Annotated in this window: 21 protein-coding genes and 9 pseudogenes; 20 read left to right on the top strand and 10 right to left on the bottom strand. The window is 61.6% G+C overall.

What is annotated here, in order from left to right:
• The 4 genes from AC0L3X_RS38970 to AC0L3X_RS38955 all read left to right on the top strand — a co-directional run.
• Window positions 1-259: hypothetical protein (locus AC0L3X_RS38970; RefSeq protein WP_473317306.1), on the top strand; the 259-nt coding region annotated here is incomplete at its 5' end.
• 94 nt (window positions 260-353) lie between these two features.
• A complete protein-coding gene (locus AC0L3X_RS38965) occupies window positions 354-3,482 on the top strand; it encodes a CheR family methyltransferase (RefSeq protein WP_354098805.1) in 3,129 nt (1,042 codons plus the stop codon).
• A 56-nt stretch (window positions 3,483-3,538) separates the two neighbouring features.
• Window positions 3,539-3,907, top strand: a complete 369-nt coding sequence (locus AC0L3X_RS38960; RefSeq protein ID WP_354098806.1) for a hypothetical protein — start codon at window positions 3,539-3,541, stop codon at window positions 3,905-3,907.
• Window positions 3,908-4,082: 175 nt separating this feature from the next.
• Window positions 4,083-4,385 (top strand): hypothetical protein, encoded by a 303-nt coding sequence (locus AC0L3X_RS38955; protein WP_028154436.1) that lies wholly within the window; start codon window positions 4,083-4,085, stop codon window positions 4,383-4,385.
• Between the two features lie 60 nt (window positions 4,386-4,445).
• On the opposite strand, the gene AC0L3X_RS38950 is transcribed toward AC0L3X_RS38955, so the two are convergent.
• From AC0L3X_RS38950 to AC0L3X_RS38930, 5 genes and pseudogenes are all read right to left on the bottom strand, one after another.
• The gene (locus tag AC0L3X_RS38950; RefSeq protein WP_354098808.1) at window positions 4,446-4,577 is read right to left on the bottom strand and encodes a hypothetical protein; all 132 of its coding nucleotides are present in this window, start codon (window positions 4,575-4,577) and stop codon (window positions 4,446-4,448) included.
• A gap of 12 nt (window positions 4,578-4,589) precedes the next feature.
• Window positions 4,590-4,834 (bottom strand): annotated as a pseudogene (locus AC0L3X_RS38945) (hypothetical protein); the annotation flags it as partial.
• Window positions 4,828-5,118, bottom strand: a pseudogene (locus tag AC0L3X_RS38940) (Ku protein); the annotation flags it as partial. The pseudogenes AC0L3X_RS38940 and AC0L3X_RS38945, both read right to left, overlap by 7 nt.
• A complete protein-coding gene (locus AC0L3X_RS38935; protein WP_354098809.1) occupies window positions 5,079-5,264 on the bottom strand; it encodes a hypothetical protein in 186 nt (61 codons plus the stop codon). The gene AC0L3X_RS38935 and the pseudogene AC0L3X_RS38940, both read right to left, overlap by 40 nt.
• Entirely contained in the window at window positions 5,204-6,013 is an 810-nt protein-coding gene (locus tag AC0L3X_RS38930) for a helix-hairpin-helix domain-containing protein (RefSeq protein ID WP_473317304.1), read from the bottom strand. The genes AC0L3X_RS38935 and AC0L3X_RS38930 overlap by 61 nt, the downstream gene beginning before the upstream one ends.
• A 1,162-nt stretch (window positions 6,014-7,175) precedes the next feature.
• Between AC0L3X_RS38930 and AC0L3X_RS38925 the strand changes: the two genes are divergently transcribed.
• Window positions 7,176-7,316 (top strand): hypothetical protein, encoded by a 141-nt coding sequence (locus tag AC0L3X_RS38925; protein WP_354098811.1) that lies wholly within the window; start codon window positions 7,176-7,178, stop codon window positions 7,314-7,316.
• 119 nt (window positions 7,317-7,435) lie between these two features.
• Here AC0L3X_RS38925 and AC0L3X_RS38920 read toward each other — a convergent pair.
• Window positions 7,436-7,658: pseudogene (locus tag AC0L3X_RS38920) on the bottom strand (YciE/YciF ferroxidase family protein); the annotation flags it as partial.
• A gap of 137 nt (window positions 7,659-7,795) precedes the next feature.
• On the opposite strand from AC0L3X_RS38920, the pseudogene AC0L3X_RS38915 reads away from it, so the two are divergent.
• The 9 genes and pseudogenes from AC0L3X_RS38915 (at window position 7,796) to AC0L3X_RS38875 (ending at window position 12,821) form a co-directional block, all read left to right on the top strand.
• Window positions 7,796-7,985 (top strand): annotated as a pseudogene (locus tag AC0L3X_RS38915) (hypothetical protein).
• A 60-nt stretch (window positions 7,986-8,045) separates the two neighbouring features.
• Window positions 8,046-8,777: pseudogene (locus tag AC0L3X_RS38910) on the top strand (ATP-dependent DNA ligase); the annotation flags it as partial.
• A gap of 116 nt (window positions 8,778-8,893) precedes the next feature.
• Entirely contained in the window at window positions 8,894-9,130 is a 237-nt protein-coding gene (locus tag AC0L3X_RS38905; protein ID WP_354098812.1) for a DUF2934 domain-containing protein, read from the top strand.
• Between the two features lie 209 nt (window positions 9,131-9,339).
• The gene (locus AC0L3X_RS38900; protein ID WP_354098813.1) at window positions 9,340-9,537 is read left to right on the top strand and encodes a hypothetical protein; all 198 of its coding nucleotides are present in this window, start codon (window positions 9,340-9,342) and stop codon (window positions 9,535-9,537) included.
• Window positions 9,538-9,752: 215 nt separating this feature from the next.
• Window positions 9,753-10,145, top strand: a complete 393-nt coding sequence (locus AC0L3X_RS38895; RefSeq protein WP_354098814.1) for a VOC family protein — start codon at window positions 9,753-9,755, stop codon at window positions 10,143-10,145.
• A 30-nt stretch (window positions 10,146-10,175) separates the two neighbouring features.
• Window positions 10,176-10,783 (top strand): annotated as a pseudogene (locus tag AC0L3X_RS38890) (cysteine hydrolase family protein).
• A gap of 453 nt (window positions 10,784-11,236) precedes the next feature.
• A pseudogene (locus AC0L3X_RS38885) lies at window positions 11,237-12,197 on the top strand (flavodoxin family protein).
• Window positions 12,198-12,277: 80 nt separating this feature from the next.
• A pseudogene (locus AC0L3X_RS38880) lies at window positions 12,278-12,608 on the top strand (four-helix bundle copper-binding protein).
• A gap of 42 nt (window positions 12,609-12,650) precedes the next feature.
• Entirely contained in the window at window positions 12,651-12,821 is a 171-nt protein-coding gene (locus tag AC0L3X_RS38875; RefSeq protein ID WP_354098816.1) for a hypothetical protein, read from the top strand.
• Between the two features lie 7 nt (window positions 12,822-12,828).
• Here AC0L3X_RS38875 and AC0L3X_RS38870 read toward each other — a convergent pair whose 3' ends face one another.
• Window positions 12,829-13,551 (bottom strand): DUF72 domain-containing protein, encoded by a 723-nt coding sequence (locus AC0L3X_RS38870; protein ID WP_354098817.1) that lies wholly within the window; start codon window positions 13,549-13,551, stop codon window positions 12,829-12,831.
• A gap of 122 nt (window positions 13,552-13,673) precedes the next feature.
• Here AC0L3X_RS38870 and AC0L3X_RS38865 point away from each other — a divergent pair, with 122 nt between their 5' ends.
• On the top strand, window positions 13,674-13,910 hold the full coding sequence (locus AC0L3X_RS38865; protein ID WP_456679771.1) for a hypothetical protein: 237 nt from the start codon (window positions 13,674-13,676) through the stop codon (window positions 13,908-13,910).
• A gap of 6 nt (window positions 13,911-13,916) precedes the next feature.
• Here the strand turns inward: AC0L3X_RS38865 and AC0L3X_RS38860 are convergent, their stop codons facing one another.
• Entirely contained in the window at window positions 13,917-14,102 is a 186-nt protein-coding gene (locus tag AC0L3X_RS38860) for a hypothetical protein (protein ID WP_354098819.1), read from the bottom strand.
• Window positions 14,103-14,209: 107 nt separating this feature from the next.
• Window positions 14,210-14,332 carry a hypothetical protein gene (locus AC0L3X_RS38855; protein WP_354100524.1) on the bottom strand — a complete coding sequence of 41 codons (123 nt, stop codon included), beginning with the start codon at window positions 14,330-14,332 and terminating at the stop codon, window positions 14,210-14,212.
• 453 nt (window positions 14,333-14,785) lie between these two features.
• Here AC0L3X_RS38855 and AC0L3X_RS38850 point away from each other — a divergent pair, with 453 nt between their 5' ends.
• The 3 genes from AC0L3X_RS38850 (at window position 14,786) to AC0L3X_RS38840 (ending at window position 18,319) form a co-directional block, all read left to right on the top strand.
• Window positions 14,786-15,715, top strand: coding sequence for a reverse transcriptase domain-containing protein (locus AC0L3X_RS38850; RefSeq protein WP_354098821.1), 930 nt, complete (start codon window positions 14,786-14,788; stop codon window positions 15,713-15,715).
• Between the two features lie 24 nt (window positions 15,716-15,739).
• On the top strand, window positions 15,740-16,171 hold the full coding sequence (locus AC0L3X_RS38845) for a response regulator (protein ID WP_473317302.1): 432 nt from the start codon (window positions 15,740-15,742) through the stop codon (window positions 16,169-16,171).
• Window positions 16,172-17,614: 1,443 nt separating this feature from the next.
• Entirely contained in the window at window positions 17,615-18,319 is a 705-nt protein-coding gene (locus AC0L3X_RS38840; RefSeq protein WP_085399077.1) for a Crp/Fnr family transcriptional regulator, read from the top strand.
• A gap of 397 nt (window positions 18,320-18,716) precedes the next feature.
• On the opposite strand, the gene AC0L3X_RS38835 is transcribed toward AC0L3X_RS38840, so the two are convergent.
• The gene (locus AC0L3X_RS38835) at window positions 18,717-19,601 is read right to left on the bottom strand and encodes an NAD(P)/FAD-dependent oxidoreductase (protein WP_085399078.1); all 885 of its coding nucleotides are present in this window, start codon (window positions 19,599-19,601) and stop codon (window positions 18,717-18,719) included.
• 309 nt (window positions 19,602-19,910) lie between these two features.
• On the opposite strand from AC0L3X_RS38835, the gene AC0L3X_RS38830 reads away from it, so the two are divergent.
• Together AC0L3X_RS38830 and AC0L3X_RS38825 are read left to right on the top strand one after the other, a co-directional pair.
• A complete protein-coding gene (locus AC0L3X_RS38830) occupies window positions 19,911-20,186 on the top strand; it encodes a DUF3606 domain-containing protein (RefSeq protein ID WP_085399079.1) in 276 nt (91 codons plus the stop codon).
• A gap of 20 nt (window positions 20,187-20,206) precedes the next feature.
• Window positions 20,207-20,437, top strand: a pseudogene (locus tag AC0L3X_RS38825) (glycogen debranching protein GlgX); the annotation flags it as partial.
• Window positions 20,438-20,483: the final 46 nt, after the last annotated feature.

Below are 20,483 nucleotides of genomic sequence, written 5' to 3'. Positions count from 1 at the left end.
TTGCTCACACCGCGCCAAACGGCGTAACATCCGCCGAGACTCTAACCGCTACTGGGTGAAACTTCAGGGGCAGGTCACGGCAGATCAAGCCCGGTGCCAAGTTCTCTTTACTTCTAAATTTGGCAATTCGCGGCCCTATCTGGGCTTTCCTCTGTTGCGTGTAGCGATAGCCATTCAAGACACAAGGAACCGAAAAGGATTGGCAGGTTCCAATTTTTCAATGGTTGGGCCATTCCGCTCGCAAGCATCGCGCCATTAAGCCGTTGACAGCGCTTGGGATCATCCCGAGGATGGCGGCGCGAAGCTGTCCGCATTGAAGGCGATGCAGCACCCGCTGTAGATCGCGATTTGCCATGGAAGCATCTGAGTTTCCCATTGTCGGGATTGGCGCCTCGGCCGGCGGCATCGAGGCCCTCGAGGGCTTCTTTCGGGGGCTGCCGTCGGAGCCTGGCCTTGCTATCGTGATTGTCACGCATCTGCCACCGGAGAGGGAGAGCCTGCTTCACGAGGTCGTCCGCCACCTGACCGCCATGCCGGTCACGACCGTGACCGATGAGACCGAGCTCAAGCGTGATTGCGTCTTTGTCCTGAACAGCAGTGCCATTCTGACCGTCAAGCGGCGACGGCTGATCGTGCGACAAAGCGGCAGCCGACGCGAACGCAAGCCGATCGACATCTTTTTCAGCTCACTTGCGGCCGATGCCGGCGAATTGGCCGTCGGCGTCGTGTTATCGGGCGGCGATAGCGACGGAACACTCGGCATCAAGGCGATCAAGGAGCGCGGCGGATTGACTTTCGCTCAAGCCGGCGATGGCTTCGGCCCCGGCCACCCAGATATGCCCAATAGCGCCATCGCGGCCGGCTTCGTCGACTTCGCCATCCCGGTCGATGAGATGGGCGAAAAGCTGGTGCAATTCGCCCGGGGCGGGCTCGATTACGAGGCTCTGCTCGAACCGTCCCAGGGTGATGCGAAAAAGCAAGGTATCCGCGAAGCGATGCCGGAAATCTATGGCCTTCTGCGCAACCAGGTCGGACACGACTTTAGCGGCTACAAGATCAACACCTTCATGCGCCGCGTCGTCCGCCGAATGCAGGTCGCGCAACTCACGTCTATCGAAGGCTATCTTGAGCGACTGCGGCAGGAGCCGCAGGAGGTGCATGCGCTGTTCCGCGACCTCTTGATCAACGTCACGAATTTCTTTCGCGACGGCGAGGCGTTCGAAGACCTCGCAACCTCCGTCGTACCGAAATTGTTCGAGGGACGTGGCGCGGACGATACCGTTCGGGTGTGGGTGCCGGGATGCGCTACCGGCGAGGAAGTGTTCTCGATTGCGATATTGCTGCGCGAGTATATGGACAAGCTTTCGGCAATTCCGCGGGTGCAGGTTTTCGCGACCGACATCGACGAGCGCGCACTTGCCGTGGCAAGAGCCGCCCGCTATCCGGAAGCGCTGCTGGACAGCGTCTCTCCAGAGCGACGTAAGCGGTTTTTCTTGCTCGACGGGGGCAGCTATGTCCTTAGCAAGGACGTCCGCGAACTCTGCATCTTTTCTCCGCACAGCGTCATTCGCGACCCGCCCTTCTCGCGGATCGATCTCATCTCATGCCGTAATATGCTGATCTATTTCGGCGTCGAGGTGCAGAATCAGGTGATTCCGACCTTTCACTATGCCCTGAGACCAGATGGATATCTCTTCCTGGGCTTGGCGGAAAATGTCGGCCAGTTTGAGGATCTTTTCATTCCGGTCGAAAAAAAGCACCGTATTTTCCGGCGGCGTTCGGACGTTACCGCCGGAATCCGCCTTCCGGTCATGCTGAACGCCCTCAGGCCGGGCAATGTCAACGATCTCGTTCCACGACGGCTTCCGCTGGCCGGAGCGACGCTGCGCCGGGCGATCGACGAACATGTGCTGGAGCGGCTTTCGCCAGCGCATGTCGTAGTCAATCGTGACAGTGACATTGTCTATTATTCCAACAAGACCGGAAAATACCTGGAAACGCCCGCAGGGGCGCCAACGCGCCAACTGCTGACGCTGGCCCGCAAGGGCTTGCGGCTCGAATTGCGGACGGCGTTCCGGGAGGCCGTCGAGACCGGCCACGGCGTCTCGCGGGAAGGTGTAGCGGTCGAGGTCGAAACCGGCGGCATGCAAATCGTCAACATTCTGGTCGAGCCGCTGCAGGACGGTGGCAGCGAGCCACTCTATCTCATCGCGTTCCTGGATCACGGCCCGCTTCTCAGCCAGGAAGACTCTCTGCTGCGTGCCCGGACCACCCAGGAAGGTGACGCCCTGCATGTCGAACGCGAGCTTCGCGACACCCGCGATCGGCTGCAGTCGATGATCGAGGAGTATGAGACGGCGCTGGAGGAGCTTAAATCGTCAAATGAGGAGTTGGTGTCCGTAAATGAGGAAATGCAGTCTACCAACGAGGAACTGGAAGCTTCCAAGGAAGAACTGCAGTCGGTGAATGAAGAGCTGCACACCGTCAATGCCGAGCTCAGCAACAAGGTCGAGGCATTGGACCGCGCCAACAGCGATCTGCAGAACCTGTTCGACACTACGGAGGTTGCTACTATTTTCCTCGATAAGTCGCTGACAATCCGCAGCTTTACTCCGAATGTTGCGCGGATTTTCAATATCCTGCCCGGAGACCGAGGTCGCCCGATCACGGATCTGGCGGGTCGATTGAACCTCGCCAGCTTGGCGGATGATATCGCGCATGTATTGGCGGAACAGAATCGGCGCGAACGGCGGGTGACGACGGAAGACCACACGACACACTATCTCGTTCGCCTGTCTCCCTATCGCGGCGGCGATCGCCAGACCGAAGGCATCATCATTGCGTTCGTCGACATCACCAATATCACCCGTGCCGAAGCGCGCCAGGACGTGCTGATCGCTGAACTTCAGCATCGCACCAGAAACCTGTTGACGGTTGTGCAATCAATTGCGCACCAGACGATCGGAAAGGGCGGCCCTCTGGAGCAATTCACCTCAAGACTCGCAGCTTTGGGGCGCGTTCAAAGTCTGGTCAGCAGGGGGCAGACCGATACGGTGGATTTGGGCGAACTCGTCCGTCTCGAACTGGATTCCCTGGGAGCTCTTGAGGGAGACAAGGTTCGGATCTCCGGGCCTTGGTTACCGCTGCCCTTTGAACTTCTCCAGATATTTGGCCTCGCCGTTCATGAATTGACGACCAATGCGCTGAAACACGGCGCACTCAAGCAGCCGACGGGTTCGCTTTCGATTTCTTGGGAGTTCCGACAGGATGAAAAACAATCGCTTATTGTGTTTGATTGGAATGAAGCCGGCGTCGCCATTCCTGCGCCCCCCCAAAAGAAAGGATTTGGAAGGGAATTGATCGAGCGCGCGTTGGCGTTCACCGCCGAGGCAAAGAGCAACCTGATCTTCGGGCCTGATGGCTTGATGTGCCACATTGAACTTGCGCTTCCTGAGGGGCTCGATCGCCAAACAAGCCATTAGCAAAATCGTGTCCGATCACGGCTGAACAAGGCGCCCGGGGCGACTGGGCCCGGAAGATGGAAGTCGATCACCCCGTCTGGCCCAACCACGGCTGGCGCCACCGCTGGAAAGCCGAAGCGCGGCTATCGAGAGCCGAGCCCCGGCTGACCTTGCTTGAAGATCTGGGAATCTGCGACGGCATCGCGGACCGCAGCCGCCCCGGAGCAACGACGACCCATGAAAGCGCAGACGACCGGACGATGGCCAATCTCGATGTCGCTCTCGAAGAAGCTTGTCGATCTCTCCCTCATGGGGGCGACCACGAAATTAGACGGGAGATCGCACAAAAGCTGCTCGACTGCGCCGTCCAAGGCAACAGGACGTTGTCCAGATTGACGGAGGTCGCGCGGGCGGCACTCGCGGAAGCAATCAAGAAGTCCGCCTAACAGCACGACTCCAACGATGCTCCGCCTCCTGATCCGCGAGCCAGCAGCGGGGCCGCGTCATCGGCTTGCATGATTGGACCTCGCATCGCTCCCGCGTTGAGAGACGTCCCGAGATTGGAACTGGTGGCCCTTCCCAGTCTTAAAACGAATATTTTCCAATCGACGGGAGCACGACATGCCTCGTGGCGACAAGTCAAGTTACACGGACAAGCAGAAGCGGCAGGCCGAGCATATCGAAGAAGGTTATGAGCACCGCGGGGTTCCGGAGAAGGAAGCCGAACGGCGCGCCTGGGCGACCGTAAACAAGGAAACCCACGGCGGGAAGAAGAGCGGCTCGGGTCGCGGCACCGAGGAAGATCATTCGCCGTCTCGCAAAGGTGGCCGATTGGGCGGAGCCGCCTCGGCCAAGCGGCCGGCATCGGAGCGCTCGAGGTCGGCCAAGAAGGCGGCCAAGACCAGAAAGCGACGCGCGGCGTAAGTCATAGAGAGCAAGACGGGTCTTGAAGCCGTCTTTTTCCTTGCAGCACTTGTGCTCCTCTCAGCTATCGCTATCGGAACCATGGGCAGGCCTCCGTGACGTCTTCCACTCGGCGACCTTCTGCAGAAGCTTGCGGGCAAGATCCTGCTCTGTCGTCTCCAGATGGCTGGCGGACGAAACTGCAGTGTTCATCGTGGCGGTCTCCTAGGCTGCAGCACGGTCGACCGGCCTCAGCCGCATCGGTTTTCCGCCGGGAGAATTCGCGGCCGCTGGTCCAGGGCGCAAAGCGCCTCCGGAATTTCGTCGATGGTGACCGGCGCCCTCAGTCCGTCGAGCGCCCGCAGCGACGGGCACGAGGCTATTGCGGAAGCGTCAGAAGCCCATGAAGCCAGGATGGCCCGCTTCTCCGCGAGGCTGAGACCCGAATCGGAGACCACGTCGCGAGGATGTCCTTGGTCACTTTGACGTCCTGGATCCCGTCGAAATACTCCTGCTCGGAGCGCACTTCATAGGGGTAGCGCAGCAGCGTCCGACGAGCCCCTTGTCCATCGGGCTCGAGCGCGATGATGTGCTCGCGGTTGGTCAGCACGACACGCCCGATCGCGACCTTGTCCATCTCGCGGATGGTCTCGCGAATCACCGCGAAGGCGTCGCGCCCGACCTTGCCGTCGGGGCGGACGTAGTAGGGGCGGATCAGGTAGCGCGGGTCGATGTCGGCCTTGTCGACGAACTCGCGAGCTCGCCGCGGTCTTCCCGAAGCTCCGGATCGAAGCAGGGCAGACCGAGCGCGCGATAGATCTCGGCCTCGTCGCCGGCGATCAGGGTGCGGCCCTTGTGCAAGCCGTCGGCCTCCAACTGCATTCCTTTCTCCGCAGCCAAAGCCTCGAGCTGTTCAACGTGAGCGGCAGAGCCGGTGGCGAAAAGAAGGGTGGCGCCGAAGTGCTTGCGGTCGGATAAGCGGATCTGCAATCCATCCGCCGCGGACGCCTTCGACGTTTTGGCGTCATGGGCGCTTCTGCAACGATCGTGAGATCACCGACGAGTTCGCAGCCGCGGCGGAAATCACCTGCGATCGTGATGCGCTTGAGCTCGGGCCGGGCCTTGCGAAGCGAGTCCTTGGCGTTCGCGAGCAGGACAGCGGCACGGTGCAGGTGGAGCCGGCCTTCTCCGCTTTTCGCGATGGCGAGGTTCTGCAGGATCTTGGTCTGCAGCGCGGCGCCAAGTCCCTTGGCCTTCTTGATGCGGTCGTCCTTGGCGGCGGCCTCCAATTCCGCAAGCGATGCGATATCCTTGTAGAGACGCAGCACTTTCTCGGGGCGGAGACCCGGCACGGCGAGCATCTCGAGCACGCCCTCGGGAATCTCCTTCCGCAGCTTTTCGAGGCTTGGATGTGTGCCCGTCTTGTGTAGCTTGGTGATGATGTCGGCGATCGCATCGCCGATGCCGGGAATCTCGGTGAGCCGGTCTTCGGCGATGAGTACATCGAGTGGGACGGCAAGAGCTGCCAGGCTGTCAGCGGCCCGAGATAGGCTTTTGCCCGGTAGGGGTTGCCGCCACGCAAGGCGGTGCGCTGCGCATATTCCCGCAGCAGGCTTGCTACGCCGCGGGTGTCGAGGGAGGGCACTCAACAGGCCTCCCGTCCTGCGTCCTGCGACCTCGGCGGACCAAAGCGATTCCCAGCGCCCGCGCCTTCGCCGGGCGGACGGTCGAGAGACCTCTCAAGCTTCTGGGCTGCCCGGAAGTCCTCAAGGTGCTGCGTATTCGGGCCGTAAGCGGCCACTTTCTTGAGGAGATTATAGATCCGCCCGGCCAGCAGCTGCAGATGCTTCATCCTGCCGTGCGGCATGGATCGAGCCTTACATAGAGCGCGGACGTAAGCCCGGAAGTAGTCGAAAGCGTCTGACATAATGTCGATAACGCCTGGTCTCCCTATAGTTCGGTTGCTGGCCTCGCTGGGAGGGCGCCCCCAAAGTCCTCGCACATTCCTTGAGAACGGATGCTGCACCTTTCCCACGGCCGATTTCGCCCGGTCCTCAATCTCCGCCAGCAGCGTCGGCTCGACCAAACGCCTAGGAACGAAACGCAGCAGCATGGCTTCTTCGCTAAAGGAGTCGCCCATGAAACCCTCAGGCATTGCACTTGTCTTAGCTCTCGTCATCCCTTGCGCAGCATTTGCCCAAGGTGGGGGCGGAGGCGGTGGAGGCGGCGGCGGTGGTGCCGGCGGATCTGCCGGTGGAAGCGCTGGCGGTGCGTCGTCCTCTGCAGGTGCAGGGGGTTCGACTGCAGCATCTCCGTCCGCTGCAGGAGCCGCAGGCGCTGCGAACTCGGGCGGGACGGCAAGCCCGTCGGCTACTGCCCCGAATGCAAATACCAATCCAACCACCGGCACCACCAATGCGATAACCGGTATCACCAATGGCACTCCCACCCCTCAATCCGGGCTCAATCAGAGAGCGGTCAATGGAAACAGCACGAATGCCGCAAGCCCCGGCACCAATGCTGCCGGAACCGCAGCTTCATCGGGAACGCCTGCTGCTAATACCCAGGGGGCCGCCGCGGGCGGGATCGGTCGGCCGACGACCACTGATCAACACGATAGTGACGCCACGATCGATAAGGAGAACAGCAAAGTCGACCAGACCGTGAAAAAGATATGCAAAAATTGCTAAAGCATCGACGACAGAGGTGATGGGCCACAGAACCTTCGACGTCCGGCGCGACGACGCGAGGAACAGCGCACAGCAGTGGAGCGTTTTGCCCGCTCTGCCGCCGGGATAGGACAAGGGTAGAATGACCGAGAAGTTTGACCCTGCCCCGCCGGACAAGCACGCGCAGAATCCCAAGCAGCACATCCGGCGTGACAAGGCGAAGGACGACGAGTTGCAAAAGGGACTGAAGGACAGCTTCCTTCGGCAGGGCGGCATCATCTAATGGTTGGAGGAGCGGCCCGCCGCATCGCGGAGCCGCTCCTGCAGGAGGCGGTCTACGCCGCGGTGGACGCCTTGGCGTTGACACACTTGCGCAAGGCAACCGTGTTCAGCTTGGTATTAGATGGCCGGGCAGTGCGTCCCGCTCGGCTCCTTGCCGAGCTTGGCGAAGACCTTCTCGAGCCGCTCGACCTGCTTGTTGGTCTCTTCGAGATGGTTCTTGAGGCCGGTGACGAGATCCCAATTGGTCGCCTTGTCGATCATCTTCGGCAGAGCTTTCAGAATCTGCTGCTCCGCATAATACATAATAGATGTCCTGAAGACCATGCATCAGCAAGTCTTCCATTGATTTGATGTCCTTAGTGAGATGTCCTTGGTGAACAGTCCCATTTCGAATGTCTCCCTTCGCGAACTAAACTAAAGAGATGGAACGCCAGCGAACGTGGGTAGTTCCCTCTTCGAGCAGGACCGGGAGTTATCGAGATGGCCGACGAACGCTTTGCCAAACTGTTGGGTCAGGCGGCTATGGATGTGTGGTGCGATATGCCGCGTGACATCCAGGAGGCGCACGTTCTAGACGGCAATGAAAGATCACGCGGGAGACCGCGAAGCCCTGGCACGGCTGCCGCACGACCGTCATCCACGGACGGCGCATCCCGCCAAGCCCGGTTGAATTGCGGACGGATGCCGTCGCGATGATCAAAGCGTGCCGCGAGTGCTGATCATGGTGCCCATGGAAGCCGAGTCAGTCGGCGAGCTTCCCCGCGGAGCGCAGTGGCAATACGAGGCGAAATGGGATGGATTCCGGTGTCTGCTCATCCGAGAGGGGCAGCGGATCAGGATGCAGTCGAAGGGCGGCCGCGACCTCGTCCGCTATTTTCCGGAAGTCGCCTCGGCGGCGTCGGCTCTCGCGGCCGACTCCTTCATCCTCGACGGAGAGCTGATCATTCGGCTCGACGACGGCTATTCGTTCGATGCCTTGCTTCAGCGCATCCACCCGGCGGCCAGCCGGGTGAAGCGCCTCGCCGGCGAGACGCCAGCAAACTTCATCGCGTTCGATTTGCTGCGATCGGCCGACACGGACCTCTCGGCGTTACCGCTCGCCAGACGGCGGCCCGCACTCGAGACTTTCGCGCGGCGCGAGTTCAGAAGCAGTCATGTGTTCTCGCTGTCGCCCGCGAGCCGCAATTACGCGGAGGCAAAGCGGTGGCTCCAACGTGTGGAGGACGGCCACGATGGCGTCGTCGCCAAGCGGCTCGACCTCGTTTATCGCGGCGGCACGCGCGACGGGATGCAGAAAATCAAGCTGCTGCGGTCGGCTGACTGCGTGGTCGGCGGCTTCAGGTACGGCGAGAAGAAGCTGGGCAGGCGCAAGGTAATCGGCTCGCTGCTTCTTGGGCTCTATGATGAATCGGGGCTTCTGCACCATGTCGGCTTCACGTCGGCCATCGGCAAAAATCGGCGAAAGCCCGCCGGGGAATGGTCGTGAAGCCGGACGATCGACACGGGTGTGAGGTCGCACCTGGAACGTGACGCGCGAAAGCGGGGTTGGGAAGAACAGACATCGAGGAGGGAGCCCAAATGGCAAAGCCGACGGAGGATGACATCCGGACTCGCGCGCATGCGCTCTGGGAACTGGCAGGCAAGCCCGAAGGGCGGCAGGAGGAGTTTGAAGAAGGTGGGGTCTTACCGAGCGGAGCGGCCACTTGTGGCGGTAAGACCACGCGTTCTTCCACACCGGGGCGCGAAGCGGAGCGAGAGCTTTCGGCCGATCCGGCCAACAACGCCGAAGAAGCCTCCGAGACGTTCACGGAATAGCCGATCCGCTTGGTCGCAACGACAGGCGCCGGTCACCATCGAAACGGGACCAGGCCTCGAAAGACCCGTCGCTTTTGGAACTGCCGACCCCTTGCGCGATTAAGCAACATCTTCTCGCACACATCGCAAAACGGCGGAACCCGGCTCCGCCAAGCATTAGCCGTCATGTCAGGCCAAGCATTAGCCGTCATGTCAGGAAGGAGATCGTCGTGCTCAAGAGAACAATGCTGGTTGGCGCCCTGCTGGCGGTCAGCTGGACCATCGCCTTGGCGGGTCCCTGCAACACCGCCAACCGCGACGCAGGCTCAGGGCCGGTCCCGACCGGCAAGGCAGCCGAGACAACCGGTACCGCTTCGTCAGCTGCCAAGGAGCACCCGCCGACCTCCGCCATGAACAAGGCCAGCTAGACCACGGCGACGTCCTCGCAGGACGCCCAGCGTCAGATGCAGGGACAGCCGACGGCCGCCGAACAGTCGAAGACGGCGACGGGACCCAGCGACAAGGATTGCTGAGTCATCGGATTCCAAACGCGGACGAGAAGGAGCCGGCCTCGCTGCTTCTCGCGCGCGACCCCTGGAGGACCACAAAAGTCTGGACGCTTTGCGATGGGAGCAATGAGTCGATGATCCACCACGTCTCCGTCGGAACGAACGACGTGCGTCGGGCGCGCGCGTTCTACGATCTGCTGATGGCGTTGATCGGCTTTCGGATTCTCAAATCCTCGGGTCGCGCCGTTCGCTACGGCGCCTCCGATATCGTCTTCAGCCTCGAAACGCCGGTGAACGGCGAGCCCGCCAGCGCGGGCAACGGCGTGCATATCGCCTTCCAGGCGCCCGACCTGGAGACCGTGAGGCGCTTCCACGGCGCGGCCTTGGCGAATGGCGGGCGCGACGAGGGAGCGCCGGGCATCCGCGAACAGTACAGCGCCAATTACTATGGAGCCTTCGTGCGCGATCCCGACGGCAACAAGATCGAAGCCGTGACCTACACGGCGCGGGAAAGCTTCGGTCTCTGATCGGGCCGAGCGCTTCAGGATGGAACGCCGATGAGGGACGCAAAGACGCCGGAAAGCCAGATCCGGCATGCCGTTCACCTCTGCATCGACATGCAGAACATTTTGCGCCCGGAGGTCTGTGGGAAACGCCATGGATGGAGAAGGTTCTGCCGACGGTCGCCGCGATCGTCTCGCGCCACCAGGACAGAACGATCTTCACGCGCTTCATCACACCGCTGAATCCCGAAGATCGCCCCGGGCAGTGGCAGGTCTACTTTCAACGCTGGCGCCAGGCAAACCGCCTCCAACTTCCGCCGTCGGCACTCGATCTCGTGCCGGCGCTGGCACGCTACGTTCCTCCCGCCCGCGTCGTCGACAAACCGGCCTATGCCGCATTCAGCAATCCGCGCCTTGCCGCCACGCTGGCCGAGAAGAGCATCGGGACCGTGGCGATAACGGGTGCGGAGACCGACGTCTGCGTTCTCTCGACGGTCCTGAGCGCTGTCGATCTCGGCTTCAGGATTGTGATCGTCGAAGACGCGTTGTGCAGCTCGTCGGACGCCGGCCACGATGCGCTCATGACGATGTATCGCACGCGCTTCCACGGTCAGGTCGACCTCGTGACCGCGGAAGGGCTCGCGGAGTTCTGGCGGGAATAGGCGTCCGGTCGTTACCCGGCCGCGCCCCGGGTCAGCGCCGTTTCGCCGTCTTGGTTTGCCGGTTGTAAGGCGAGCGGTTGACGGGCCGCAGCGAAATTCCTTCGCGCTGCGCCTTGCTGCGGATGGCCGCGACAGGCGCTGAAGCTTGATGCTCATGACGCCGGTCGGTGTGTTTCCTTTCGCAAGCTGTTTCAGCTTGCTCACATCCGCAGGCGTCCATGGCTCGCGCGTGCGGCGCTTGTAAGCGGGATTCGCCTTGCGTGGTCCTTTGCGACCGATCGGTGAGCCCGGCCGTTTCCATGCTGCTTTCGCCATGATGCCCTCCTTCAAGTCCTTCATGAACATGCGAATCACCATTTCGGTTCCGGCGCAGTGGCATTCGCCAAGACAGGTGCAGGAACCGCGCACTGCGCGCCGGGTTGGTCGAGTGTACTGATCTGTCGAGGCACCAGCATGACGGACGTCGACGTTCGCAGGGGGATGCCGCCCGTCAAGCTGTCGCGCGAAGCATTCGAGCGGCGCTACAGGAGCATGATTCGCCGATCCCGATTACGATCTCGCCGTGGACTGGCTCGCCGCGCGCGATGCGATTCTAGAGGCGCAGCGGCGGCACGACGATGCCGACGCGACGCCGCGCATCCTCATCGTCAATGGCGCCGCGCGCAGCGAGCACACCTGTCCCGGCGAGATGTCTAAGACCTGGCGCATGGTCAAGCTGGCCGCGGCGGTCTTGGTGGCGATGGGCTATGCCGTCGATATCCTCGATCTCTCCCGCCTGACGTCGGAGTTCGGCAAGACCATCTATCCGTGCAAATCGTGCGTCTCCACCGCGATGCCGCTCTGCCACTGGCCGTGCAGCTGTTACCCGAACTACGCGCTGGGTCAGACCGGCGACTGGATGAACGAGATCTACCCGCTCTGGGTCGCGGCCCACGGCATCCTGATCGTGACGCCGGTGAACTGGTATCACGTCCCTGGCGGTCTCAAGGCGATGATGGACCGCCTGGTCTGTGCCGAGGGCGGCAATCCCGATCCGACATCGACGCACGGCAAGAAGGCGGACGAAGCCAAGGCGATAGAGCTGAAGGGCTGGCCTTATCCGCGTCATCTCGCCGGCCGGCATTTCGGCCTCGTCGTTCACGGCGACAGTGTGGGTGCCGAGAGCGTGCGGCGGACATTGTCCGACTGGCTCACCGACATGCACCTGATCTCGGCTGGCCCCTTTTGGCGAGCTCGACGGTTAGTCGGCTATATGGAGTCATACGCCACGTCGCACCGCGACCTGGATGAGGACGGCGAGTTCCGGCAGGAGGTGCGCAATGTGGTGCGCGCGCTCGGCAACGCAGTTCGGCTGGCGCGCAGCGGGCGGCTCGACCAGCCGGGAGCCGGTCTTCAAGATCCAAATCCCAAATGATGAACGTCGGGAACGAGGCACGCCGGCCTGCTTTGACTGGACAGCGTCGAGAGCAGAGTGCATCCGGAAGGAGAGACGCGATGCCAAAATCAGAAGACATGACCCGCTGCATCGAGCTGTGCCTGGGCTGCTACCGGACCTGTCACGGCATGGCCATGAACCATTGTCTCGAGACCGGCGGCACGCATGTCGAGCCGCGGCATTTCCGCCTCATGATGGCCTGCGCCGAGATATGGCGGACCGCCGCGCATTTCATGCTGATCAACACGCCGCATCACGGGCACACGTGCGGTGAATGTGCCGGAGATCTGCGCCGAATGCGCCCAGGATTGCGAACGGATTGGCGGCATGGACGAATGCGTCGCCATGTGCCGGTCGTGCGCCGAATCCTGCCGCGCCATGGCTGCTTAAGAATGATGGCTGCTTGAAGAGTCGCTGCTGCAGGAGACGTTCATGCTGGAAGAGAAACTCAAGGAAGCCATCGTCGGAGAGCTCAAGCGGCAGGCCGCCAACCGGCCGCAATCGCTGAAGGTCGACTCCTGCGAAGAACTTGTCGTCAACGGAAAGATCGATCTTGCCGAGCTGGCCATGGTAATCGCCGGTTCGGTCGCGGGCGAGCCGTAGCTCCGCATCAAAGCAGGGCCTTCAGCTTCAATGCATCGGCTGGCGCCGCGCTCTTCTGGTCGTTGTCGAAATAGATGTAGACGTCGCAACCCTGCCGCTTCCACGATTTGATCCGCCGTGCCCATTGCGCCAGCGCCGCCGACGAATAGTGGCCGTGATAGCGCCCGCCCGGTCCATGCCCGCGCACATAGACGAAGTCCGCGGTGCGTTTCCACGGCGCCGGTGCGTCGTGATGGTCCGAAAGGCAGAGCGAGATGTTCTCGTCGGCGAGCATCCGCAGGATGCGGGGCTGATACCAGCTCGGATGACGGAATTCGAAGCTGTAACGCCGCTTCCCGGACAGCAGCTTGAAGAAGGAGGCGAGCCGGTCGGCGTTTGCCTCGAATTGCGGCGGCAACTGGAACAGGATCGGTCCAACCTTGCCGCGCAGCCGGGAAATACGATCCTCCAGCAGCTCGAGGCTGTTGACGGAGCGGTCGGACAGGCGCTTCCAGTGCGTGATGAACTTCGATGCCTTCCATGCGAAGACGAAGTCGCGACCGGTCTGCTCGCGCCACGCTGTCACCGCTTCCGGCGTCGGCGTGCGGTAGAACACGCCGTTCAGCTCCGTCGTCTCGAACTGCCCGGCGTAATAGCGAAGCTGTTCCTTCAGCGGCAGGGCCTCGGGAAAAAACGGGCCGCGCCAGGAGTCGTAGTGCCAGCCGGAGGTTCCGATCAGAACGCGCGCCATGGGTCTCTATCGCAACTCCTGTCTTAATGCTCGCGCGGAGAGAACAGACTGCGCCAGCCGGGGAGGGAACGTCCGTGCAGGGGATACGTTGCTGTCGGCATCGAAGGCTCGATCTCCGTGCCATGCAGCAGGACTGGATACCGATGTACGCGCTGTTCGAAGGCAACAAGCAGATCGGCGATCCCTTTCCCACCGAGAAAGAGGTGTGGGAAGCCGCGCTGATCGAGGGACTGGTGACCGACGTTCCCGTCGCGGACGAGGAAGGCGGCCAGCTTCTGCCTGCTGGCTATCACGTCGCGCGCATCGACGAGACGTTCGAGCCGAAGCCGGACTGGAAGCTGCCGCGCGAGATCTCCTGAGCGGGCCTAGTTCGACGCCAGCGCCGCCTTGGCGACCTCGGCCATCCAGGTCGAGGCGACCGGGAGGACCGCATCGTTGAAATCGTAGCGCGGGCCGTGCAACTCGGCGCCGTCGCGCAATTCACCGTTGCCGATCCAGACGAAGGCGCCGGGACGCTGCTTGAGATAGTGCGCGAAATCCTCGCCGGCCATGCTGGGCGCGAGTCGCGCCGCACCTCCGCCCGGCACGTCGGAAGGGTAGTTCGCAGTTATAGGGGGAGACCCGCTTCTCCGCGGCGAGGCGCGCAAGGCCCGCCTCATCAAGGCGTATTGACCACCACGCCGACGCCCATCACGATCTCGGGCGTGACCTTGACGCCGAAGCTCGTCGCGATCCCGGCGCAAATTCGTTCGATGCCGTCGAGAATGACGTCCTTGACCATGCGCCCCGAGGGCGCGAACTATCAGTGAGGGAGGGTCTCACCCGGATAATTGTCGATTGGTCCGGAAGCTGGCAGGCGGCTCGGTCGGGTAACTGGCTGGGTCGGAGCCCTGCGACAAAGGCGGCCTTGGGTCGCTGAGCGATCCGATGGGCCGTAACAAAGTGAAGCCCGAGCAGGCCTCGAAAGTTCTAATGCGGATGCCGACCCTCCGGTCATTTGAGGAAGGCCGCACGTGTGGGGAAGCAATCGACACGCGCACCCACGCGATCCGCCGGGGTAGTGGGCACGGCACACCGTGACCACAGCCTGATGCGATGTTGAGGCCGCTACCCTCGTCCGCGACGTGGGAGTCGGACGGGGCAGTAGGAGCGTTGATGCCGGATAATGCCGGTGGAGCAAAGGGCCCCGACTTCTGGTGCGCTTTTGAAGATGGTGAGGTGAAGGTGATTGGTGATGAGCCTGACAACGCCTGATAAGATCCGGAGCCTTCAGAGAAAGCTCTACTGCAAAGCGAAGGCGGAGCCCACCTTCCGCTTCTATCTGCTCTACGACAAGATCTGTCGCGAGGACATCCTAGACCACGCCTATCGGCTCGCGCGCATCAATGCGGTTGCACCGGGTGTGGATGGGATGACGTTTGCTCGCATCGAGGAGCAGGGCCTGGAAGCCTGGTTGGCGGGCTTGCGCGCGGAACTGGTCTCGAAGACGTACCGACCTGATCCGGTGCGGCGGGTGATGATCCCGAAAGCGAATGGTGGCGAGCGTCCGCTCGGCATTCCAACCATTCGTGATCGTGTGATTCAGACTGCCGCCAAGATCGTGATCGAACCCATCTTCGAGGTCGACTTCGAGGACAATACCTACGGCTACCGGCCCGCTCGCGGGGCGGTGGACGCGGTCAAGGAAGTGCACCGGCATTTATGCCGGGGCTATGCCGACGTAGTTGATGCTGATTTGTCCAAGTACTTCGATACGATACCGCATTCCGAGCTGATGAAGTCGGTAGCCCGGCGTGTGGTGGATCGAAACGTCCTGTGCCTCATCAAGATGTGGCTGAGGGCGCCGATCGAGGAACGGGACGCGGACGGAGCCCGGCGCATGAGTGGCGGCAAGCGAAACACGCGTGGCACGCCGCAAGGCGGTGTCGCAAGTCCACTGCTGGCCAACATCTACATGAACCGGTTCCTGAAGCATTGGCGTTTGACTAGATGCGGCGACACGTTCCAGGCTCACGTCGTCTCCTATGCCGATGACTTCGTTATCCTCAGCCGCGGTCGTGCGGCGGAGGCATTAGCGTGGATGCGATCGCAGGGATTTCGGGTTCTGGACCAGTCCAGCGCGGCCTTCCCCCCGGCGTGTGGAACGATGCCACGCCGCACTTAAGGTGGGCAAAGGAAGGTGCTTTAGATGGCGTCAGCAGTCAGGCGGCCGGTCGTTCTCATCGTCGAAGACGAATCGCTGCTCCGGACCAGCGGGGCGGAGATGGTCGCTGGCGCTGGTTTCGAGGTGGTCGAAGCTGGCAACGCCGGCGAGGCGATCGCCGTCCTCGAAGCCCGAGCCGATATCCCTATCCTCTTCACCGACATCCAGATGCCGGGATCGATGGACGGCCTAAGGCCTGTACGGTTCGTGCGCGACAGATGGCCCCCGATCAAGCTCGTCGCCACATCGGGACGCGTGCCCATCAACGAGGGCGACCTTCCGGAAGGCGGAGTGTTCATCCCCAAGCCCTCCACCGCCCCAACGATCGCCGAGGGTCCTCGGAAGCCTGGCCGCATGTCCGCAGTTCGACGTCGCGTCCTGCCTCACGTGGAGGCGCTCCATTTAACCTTCGCCTGAGAATGGCCCTCGCACGATACCGGATTTTTCTAAGTCGGCGGTCACTAGCGTGGGTGCCGGCGGCCGACGGATGTACCCGGAACGGTTTAGACCTCTCCGGGAGACGATGGCCTCTTTGGCGTTCATCGCGGACGTCAAACTTAGGAGGTCGGCTAGGGGGCCAAACCCAGACATGAAAAGGCCGCCAACGAGGCGAGACTCAACTCAAATGTCTGCGGAGCTTCTTGATACCCTCCCGCAGATCGGATGCGTACTCTTCGATAATCTGGCGCGCCTCCGCCGAGCGGGAAGGCTTTGGCTCCGGCACGCCGCCTTTGCTTGGGGCTGGTTGGTCGGGTTGGTTCATGAGTTCCGTGGTTAGATGAAAACCAAAAGGGCCATTGAGTTAAATCAATGGAAGCCAGTTACGATGGGCGGATGGAAAGAGGCCTTAGCAAGGCGACCTTAGGTCCCCGTATTTCGTTGGGACAGGCGGGCATGTCCCAAAGGTCTAGAGTCGGACATTCCGCCTGCGCACGTTTAATTGGCGTGGTTAAGCACCGCAAAGTGAATTGAGCGCAGCGTTCAGTGTGTTGTGGCGTCTTCGATGATCTGCACGCTTGCACGAATGCCCGCCCGATGGAGCTTCAGCAAACCCTGCGCTAGTTGCCGAAGGTCATTTCGGGCCGGTCCGGGGGGAAGCTTCCGCGCCCGGCGAAGTATGTCCGCAACCTGCACCATGATCGGCATTTTAGGAGTTCGAACTTTCATTGCTCGCTCTTGGGCGTAAAGGTCGCCACCTGACGCGTCTCTTGCCATAGCTCTATCGCGTGCCCGTCGACCAATCGCTTAGCGCATCGAATGGCCTCGTCGTCGTCGCCGCAATTGATCTCGATACGATTGGCAACGTGGCCGTTGTCGTCAATGACGTAGGCGTAATATCCCCAAGGCATGGTGGACCTATTTCGGGCTTTGCACGCCGCGCGCCTTTAGCCAATCGTTCATCTGAGAGGCGGCTTCTGCCTGTCGTGAACGGCGCAAAAGCAGTTCCCGCGCCATACTGCCGACCGGCTGCTCTTCGGCCGCGTACCTATACCGCGCAGCCTCTTGCGCTAATCGCTCTTCAAAAGTCTCTTTGTGTTTGATCCGGCGGCGTACCTGGCCCATAGCAAACCCATCTGATAAGCTGGCCACGGAACCGTTTTTATCTCCCAGAACTGAGTTGTGTCTGTACGCCGGATGACTCAAAAATCGTGATTTTGGGCGGGTTTGATGGTGCGTCACAGCATGGGAAGTGCTGGCTTGGACGAGACAAAAGAAGACACAAAAACAGACCGCGAAGTGTCAGCCACCGTACGTACTCTCGACGTTTAACCTGTTAGGATGTGTTCATTGCCGACCACTGTATCGGGCGTCGGCAACTGAGAGTTCTTGCACTCCCGCCTGCATGCGGGAGCGCAACACATGCTGCAATTAAACGCGATTCTTGCGTCGTTGCCAGAGGGCGACAAAGCAGCCCTGAAACCTCATCTCAAAGCCATTCACCTTCAGCAAAAAACAGTGCTGTATGAGACCGGCGACACGATCAGCGCAGTCTACTTCCCAACAAGCGCAGTGGTCTCACTGGTTTCGACGTTAACGACCGGCGAAATGACTGAGGCCGCGATGGTCGGTAGGGATGGCGCTGTCGGCATCGCGTCGGCATTAGATGGAAAAGTCGCAATGTGTCGTGCCATTGTTCAATTGGGCGGCGATGCGATGGTTTGCGATCCGAGCGCGTTCAGAAGCGCTGCAATGCAGTCAGAGAAATTAATTTCTAAGATTATGAGACATGAGCAGACCTTGTTCGCCCAAGCGCAGCAATCAACAGCTTGCATGGCCAATCACGAAGTCGAAGCCAGGCTTTGTCGCTGGCTGTTGCGGGCCCGCGATCTAGCCGGATCCGACCAACTTCCTTTTACTCAGGAATTTTTAGCTGAGATGCTCGGTGTTCGGCGTCCAAGCGTAACAACTGTTGCGCGTACACTTCAGGAAGCCGGAATCGTTAAGTACAGGCGCGGCCATATAGAAATCGTCGATGTCGAAGCTCTGCGCGAAAGCGCCTGCGAGTGCTACGAAACGGTCAGAGGCCAGTATGAGCAATTGCTCGGAGCGCCGCTTGGGGGTTAGTCACTGCTGTCGATTCGGATTGAACGGCCCCCCGAGTCCAACGTCTGGCCGGGCGCGGCGTTACTCTTCCCGAATGCGTTCGCCGCACCTGTCGCACTGATAAAGCCGTCCCTAAGCGGCTAAGATCGCCTCGTAGCGCGGCGCACAATGTATCTCTGCTTTTTCGCTGGAGCGTGTGATGTCGCCTTCGGGTCAGGAACGCTCTTTTTTGCGTTCACCCGCAACTTCCGGTCTGCCCCTATCAATCGACATCTAGCTGCGTCGCAGCGACGGCCAACATAGACATCGTTGGCACAAATTCTAAAGACACGGACTTGAGCACCCATATTGGCCCGGTGAGGACGGAGAAAGCTGAGGCAGGGCCATTCGTTCCTCATGAAGACGATTTGAGGCTCGGTTACGCCAGCCGTCGCGGCAGGCTGTTGTGGATCGTGCAGGCCGCCAGGGCGGCATGACCAAAGGCGACGGAAATTTGATGCAGATCCGTCACGACGTCGCCGATCCCGTACAGACCGGCTACCGACGTACGCTGATGATCATCGACCTCAAGATAGTCCTGCTCGGTATGCGCCGCGCCAAGCGACAACGCGAGCTGCGATCGCACTTCGGCGCCCATCGCAGGGTAGATGACATCGAACTCCACCGTTCTGCCCTCATAGACGGCTTCGAGCTTGTGACCGGCTCGCCGCAAGCTCAGATCGGATGCTTCGACGAGGTGAACCCCCGCCTCGGCAAGCCCGGGCTTCAGATTGTCCCCATTCAGCCGGGTTGCGAGCAGTGTCACGTCCCGAGAGTAGCCGCGCAGGAACAGGGCCTTGGCCGCCGCCTGGTCCAGCGGCCCTACGACGGCGATGCGACGTCCGATGGCCTCGTGGGCGTCACAGACGGGGCAGTATCGCAAGAGCCCGTCGGCCACGGCCCCGCGCCATTCTTGGAAGGGAGGATGGGTGTCGACGATCCCGCAGGCGAGCACGACGGCGGCCGCATCGATCGATTCCCCGTTCCAGGTCGCACGAAAACCACGCTCGCTCCGCGCCAGGGCGGTAACCTCGGCGCGAATCACGGGGACCTCGAGCTCGGACAGTTGGGCGGACATCCGCGAAAGCAACTCCGGTCCGGACAAGCCGCCGGTGAAACCGGGCAGATTATGGCTGCGCGGAATCAGGGCGGCGCGGCTTGCCTCGGCGTCGACCAGGCAGACGCTACGCCGGAAGCGCGCCAGATAGATGGCAGCCATGAGCCCTGCGGGGCCACCGCCGACGATCAGGCAATCAAGGGACATCGCGCTCCATCAGGTCCGCTCTCGCGCCAGGCACGGCGCCGCTACAACAGGTTGACGGGGGTCCCGTTCCGGGGGCCATCGGAAGCGACGACCAACCTTCAACGAAGCTGCTTTGCATAGGAACGACGTGCTCCATCCGGTCTTCCTTCGCGACGTCAGCGGACAGCCGCAGAGGGCCGCAGTCTACCGGGCCCGCGAGGGGCGCGGTGAGAAGGACCGGGACAGCGAGTAAGTCGGCTGACTGCTTCCAGCGCAATCAGGAACGGGATTACCGAGCTGCAGTTGGCATAGCAGACAGGAGTTGCCGCCATGCGCCGCTCGAAGCCTCACCCAATCCGCAACAAGCTCGACCTGACCGACTCTAGCCAGGTGCGCCTCGTCCGAAAGCGCTTGAAACTCTCCAATGCCGAGCTGACCGCAATCGTCGGCCGGATCGGCAACTCGCTGTCCGCGGTCAGCAAGGAGGCAGAGAGGGCGACCGAACTGCCCGAGCCGGCCGAAGTGCCGCCTGCCGCAGTGATCGCTTCGGCAACCGGCGGCGAGCAGATCGCAACCGATGCGGCGGCGACCGCGCCTGATTCCTAACGGTTTCCTGTGGGGGCACCATGGATCAGCCGGTACATTCAGACGAGGCCCCACCCGGGTGGCGTCGAGCCTGCGCCGCACCACTGAGGCAAGCGTTTCCGCTGGGCGCCACTTGGGACGGACTTGGCGTGAACTTCGCGCTGTTTTCAGCCCATGCCACCAAGGTCGAGCTCTGCCTGTTCGACAATGCCGGCGAAACCGAGATCGAGCGAATCGAACTTCCCGAATACACCGACGAAGTCTGGCACGGTCGACGCACTGTCGTCGTGCTCGCAGGCGCACCCCGCCCGAGACCGA

The sequence above is a fragment of the Bradyrhizobium sp. MI1.7 genome (assembly GCF_055811795.1).
The sequence above is the reverse complement of the archived record's forward strand: the minus strand, read 5'-3'. Positions and strand labels throughout refer to the sequence as shown.

Bases quoted from the DNA above. Each gene is read 5' to 3' on its own strand.
- AC0L3X_RS38965 (WP_354098805.1), top strand. From the start codon at position 354: ATGGAAGCATCTGAGTTTCCCATTGTCGGGATTGGCGCCTCGGCCGGC.
- AC0L3X_RS38960 (WP_354098806.1), top strand. From the start codon at position 3,539: ATGGAAGTCGATCACCCCGTCTGGCCCAACCACGGCTGGCGCCACCGC.
- AC0L3X_RS38955 (WP_028154436.1), top strand. From the start codon at position 4,083: ATGCCTCGTGGCGACAAGTCAAGTTACACGGACAAGCAGAAGCGGCAG.
- AC0L3X_RS38950 (WP_354098808.1), bottom strand. From the start codon at position 4,577: ATGAACACTGCAGTTTCGTCCGCCAGCCATCTGGAGACGACAGAGCAG.
- AC0L3X_RS38925 (WP_354098811.1), top strand. From the start codon at position 7,176: ATGACCGAGAAGTTTGACCCTGCCCCGCCGGACAAGCACGCGCAGAAT.
- AC0L3X_RS38905 (WP_354098812.1), top strand. From the start codon at position 8,894: ATGGCAAAGCCGACGGAGGATGACATCCGGACTCGCGCGCATGCGCTC.
- AC0L3X_RS38895 (WP_354098814.1), top strand. From the start codon at position 9,753: ATGATCCACCACGTCTCCGTCGGAACGAACGACGTGCGTCGGGCGCGC.
- AC0L3X_RS38875 (WP_354098816.1), top strand. From the start codon at position 12,651: ATGCTGGAAGAGAAACTCAAGGAAGCCATCGTCGGAGAGCTCAAGCGG.
- AC0L3X_RS38870 (WP_354098817.1), bottom strand. From the start codon at position 13,551: ATGGCGCGCGTTCTGATCGGAACCTCCGGCTGGCACTACGACTCCTGG.
- AC0L3X_RS38865 (WP_456679771.1), top strand. From the start codon at position 13,674: ATGCAGCAGGACTGGATACCGATGTACGCGCTGTTCGAAGGCAACAAG.
- AC0L3X_RS38860 (WP_354098819.1), bottom strand. From the start codon at position 14,102: ATGGCCGGCGAGGATTTCGCGCACTATCTCAAGCAGCGTCCCGGCGCC.
- AC0L3X_RS38855 (WP_354100524.1), bottom strand. From the start codon at position 14,332: ATGGTCAAGGACGTCATTCTCGACGGCATCGAACGAATTTGCGCCGGG.
- AC0L3X_RS38850 (WP_354098821.1), top strand. From the start codon at position 14,786: ATGAGCCTGACAACGCCTGATAAGATCCGGAGCCTTCAGAGAAAGCTC.
- AC0L3X_RS38845 (WP_473317302.1), top strand. From the start codon at position 15,740: ATGGCGTCAGCAGTCAGGCGGCCGGTCGTTCTCATCGTCGAAGACGAA.
- AC0L3X_RS38840 (WP_085399077.1), top strand. From the start codon at position 17,615: ATGCTGCAATTAAACGCGATTCTTGCGTCGTTGCCAGAGGGCGACAAA.
- AC0L3X_RS38835 (WP_085399078.1), bottom strand. From the start codon at position 19,601: ATGTCCCTTGATTGCCTGATCGTCGGCGGTGGCCCCGCAGGGCTCATG.
- AC0L3X_RS38830 (WP_085399079.1), top strand. From the start codon at position 19,911: ATGCGCCGCTCGAAGCCTCACCCAATCCGCAACAAGCTCGACCTGACC.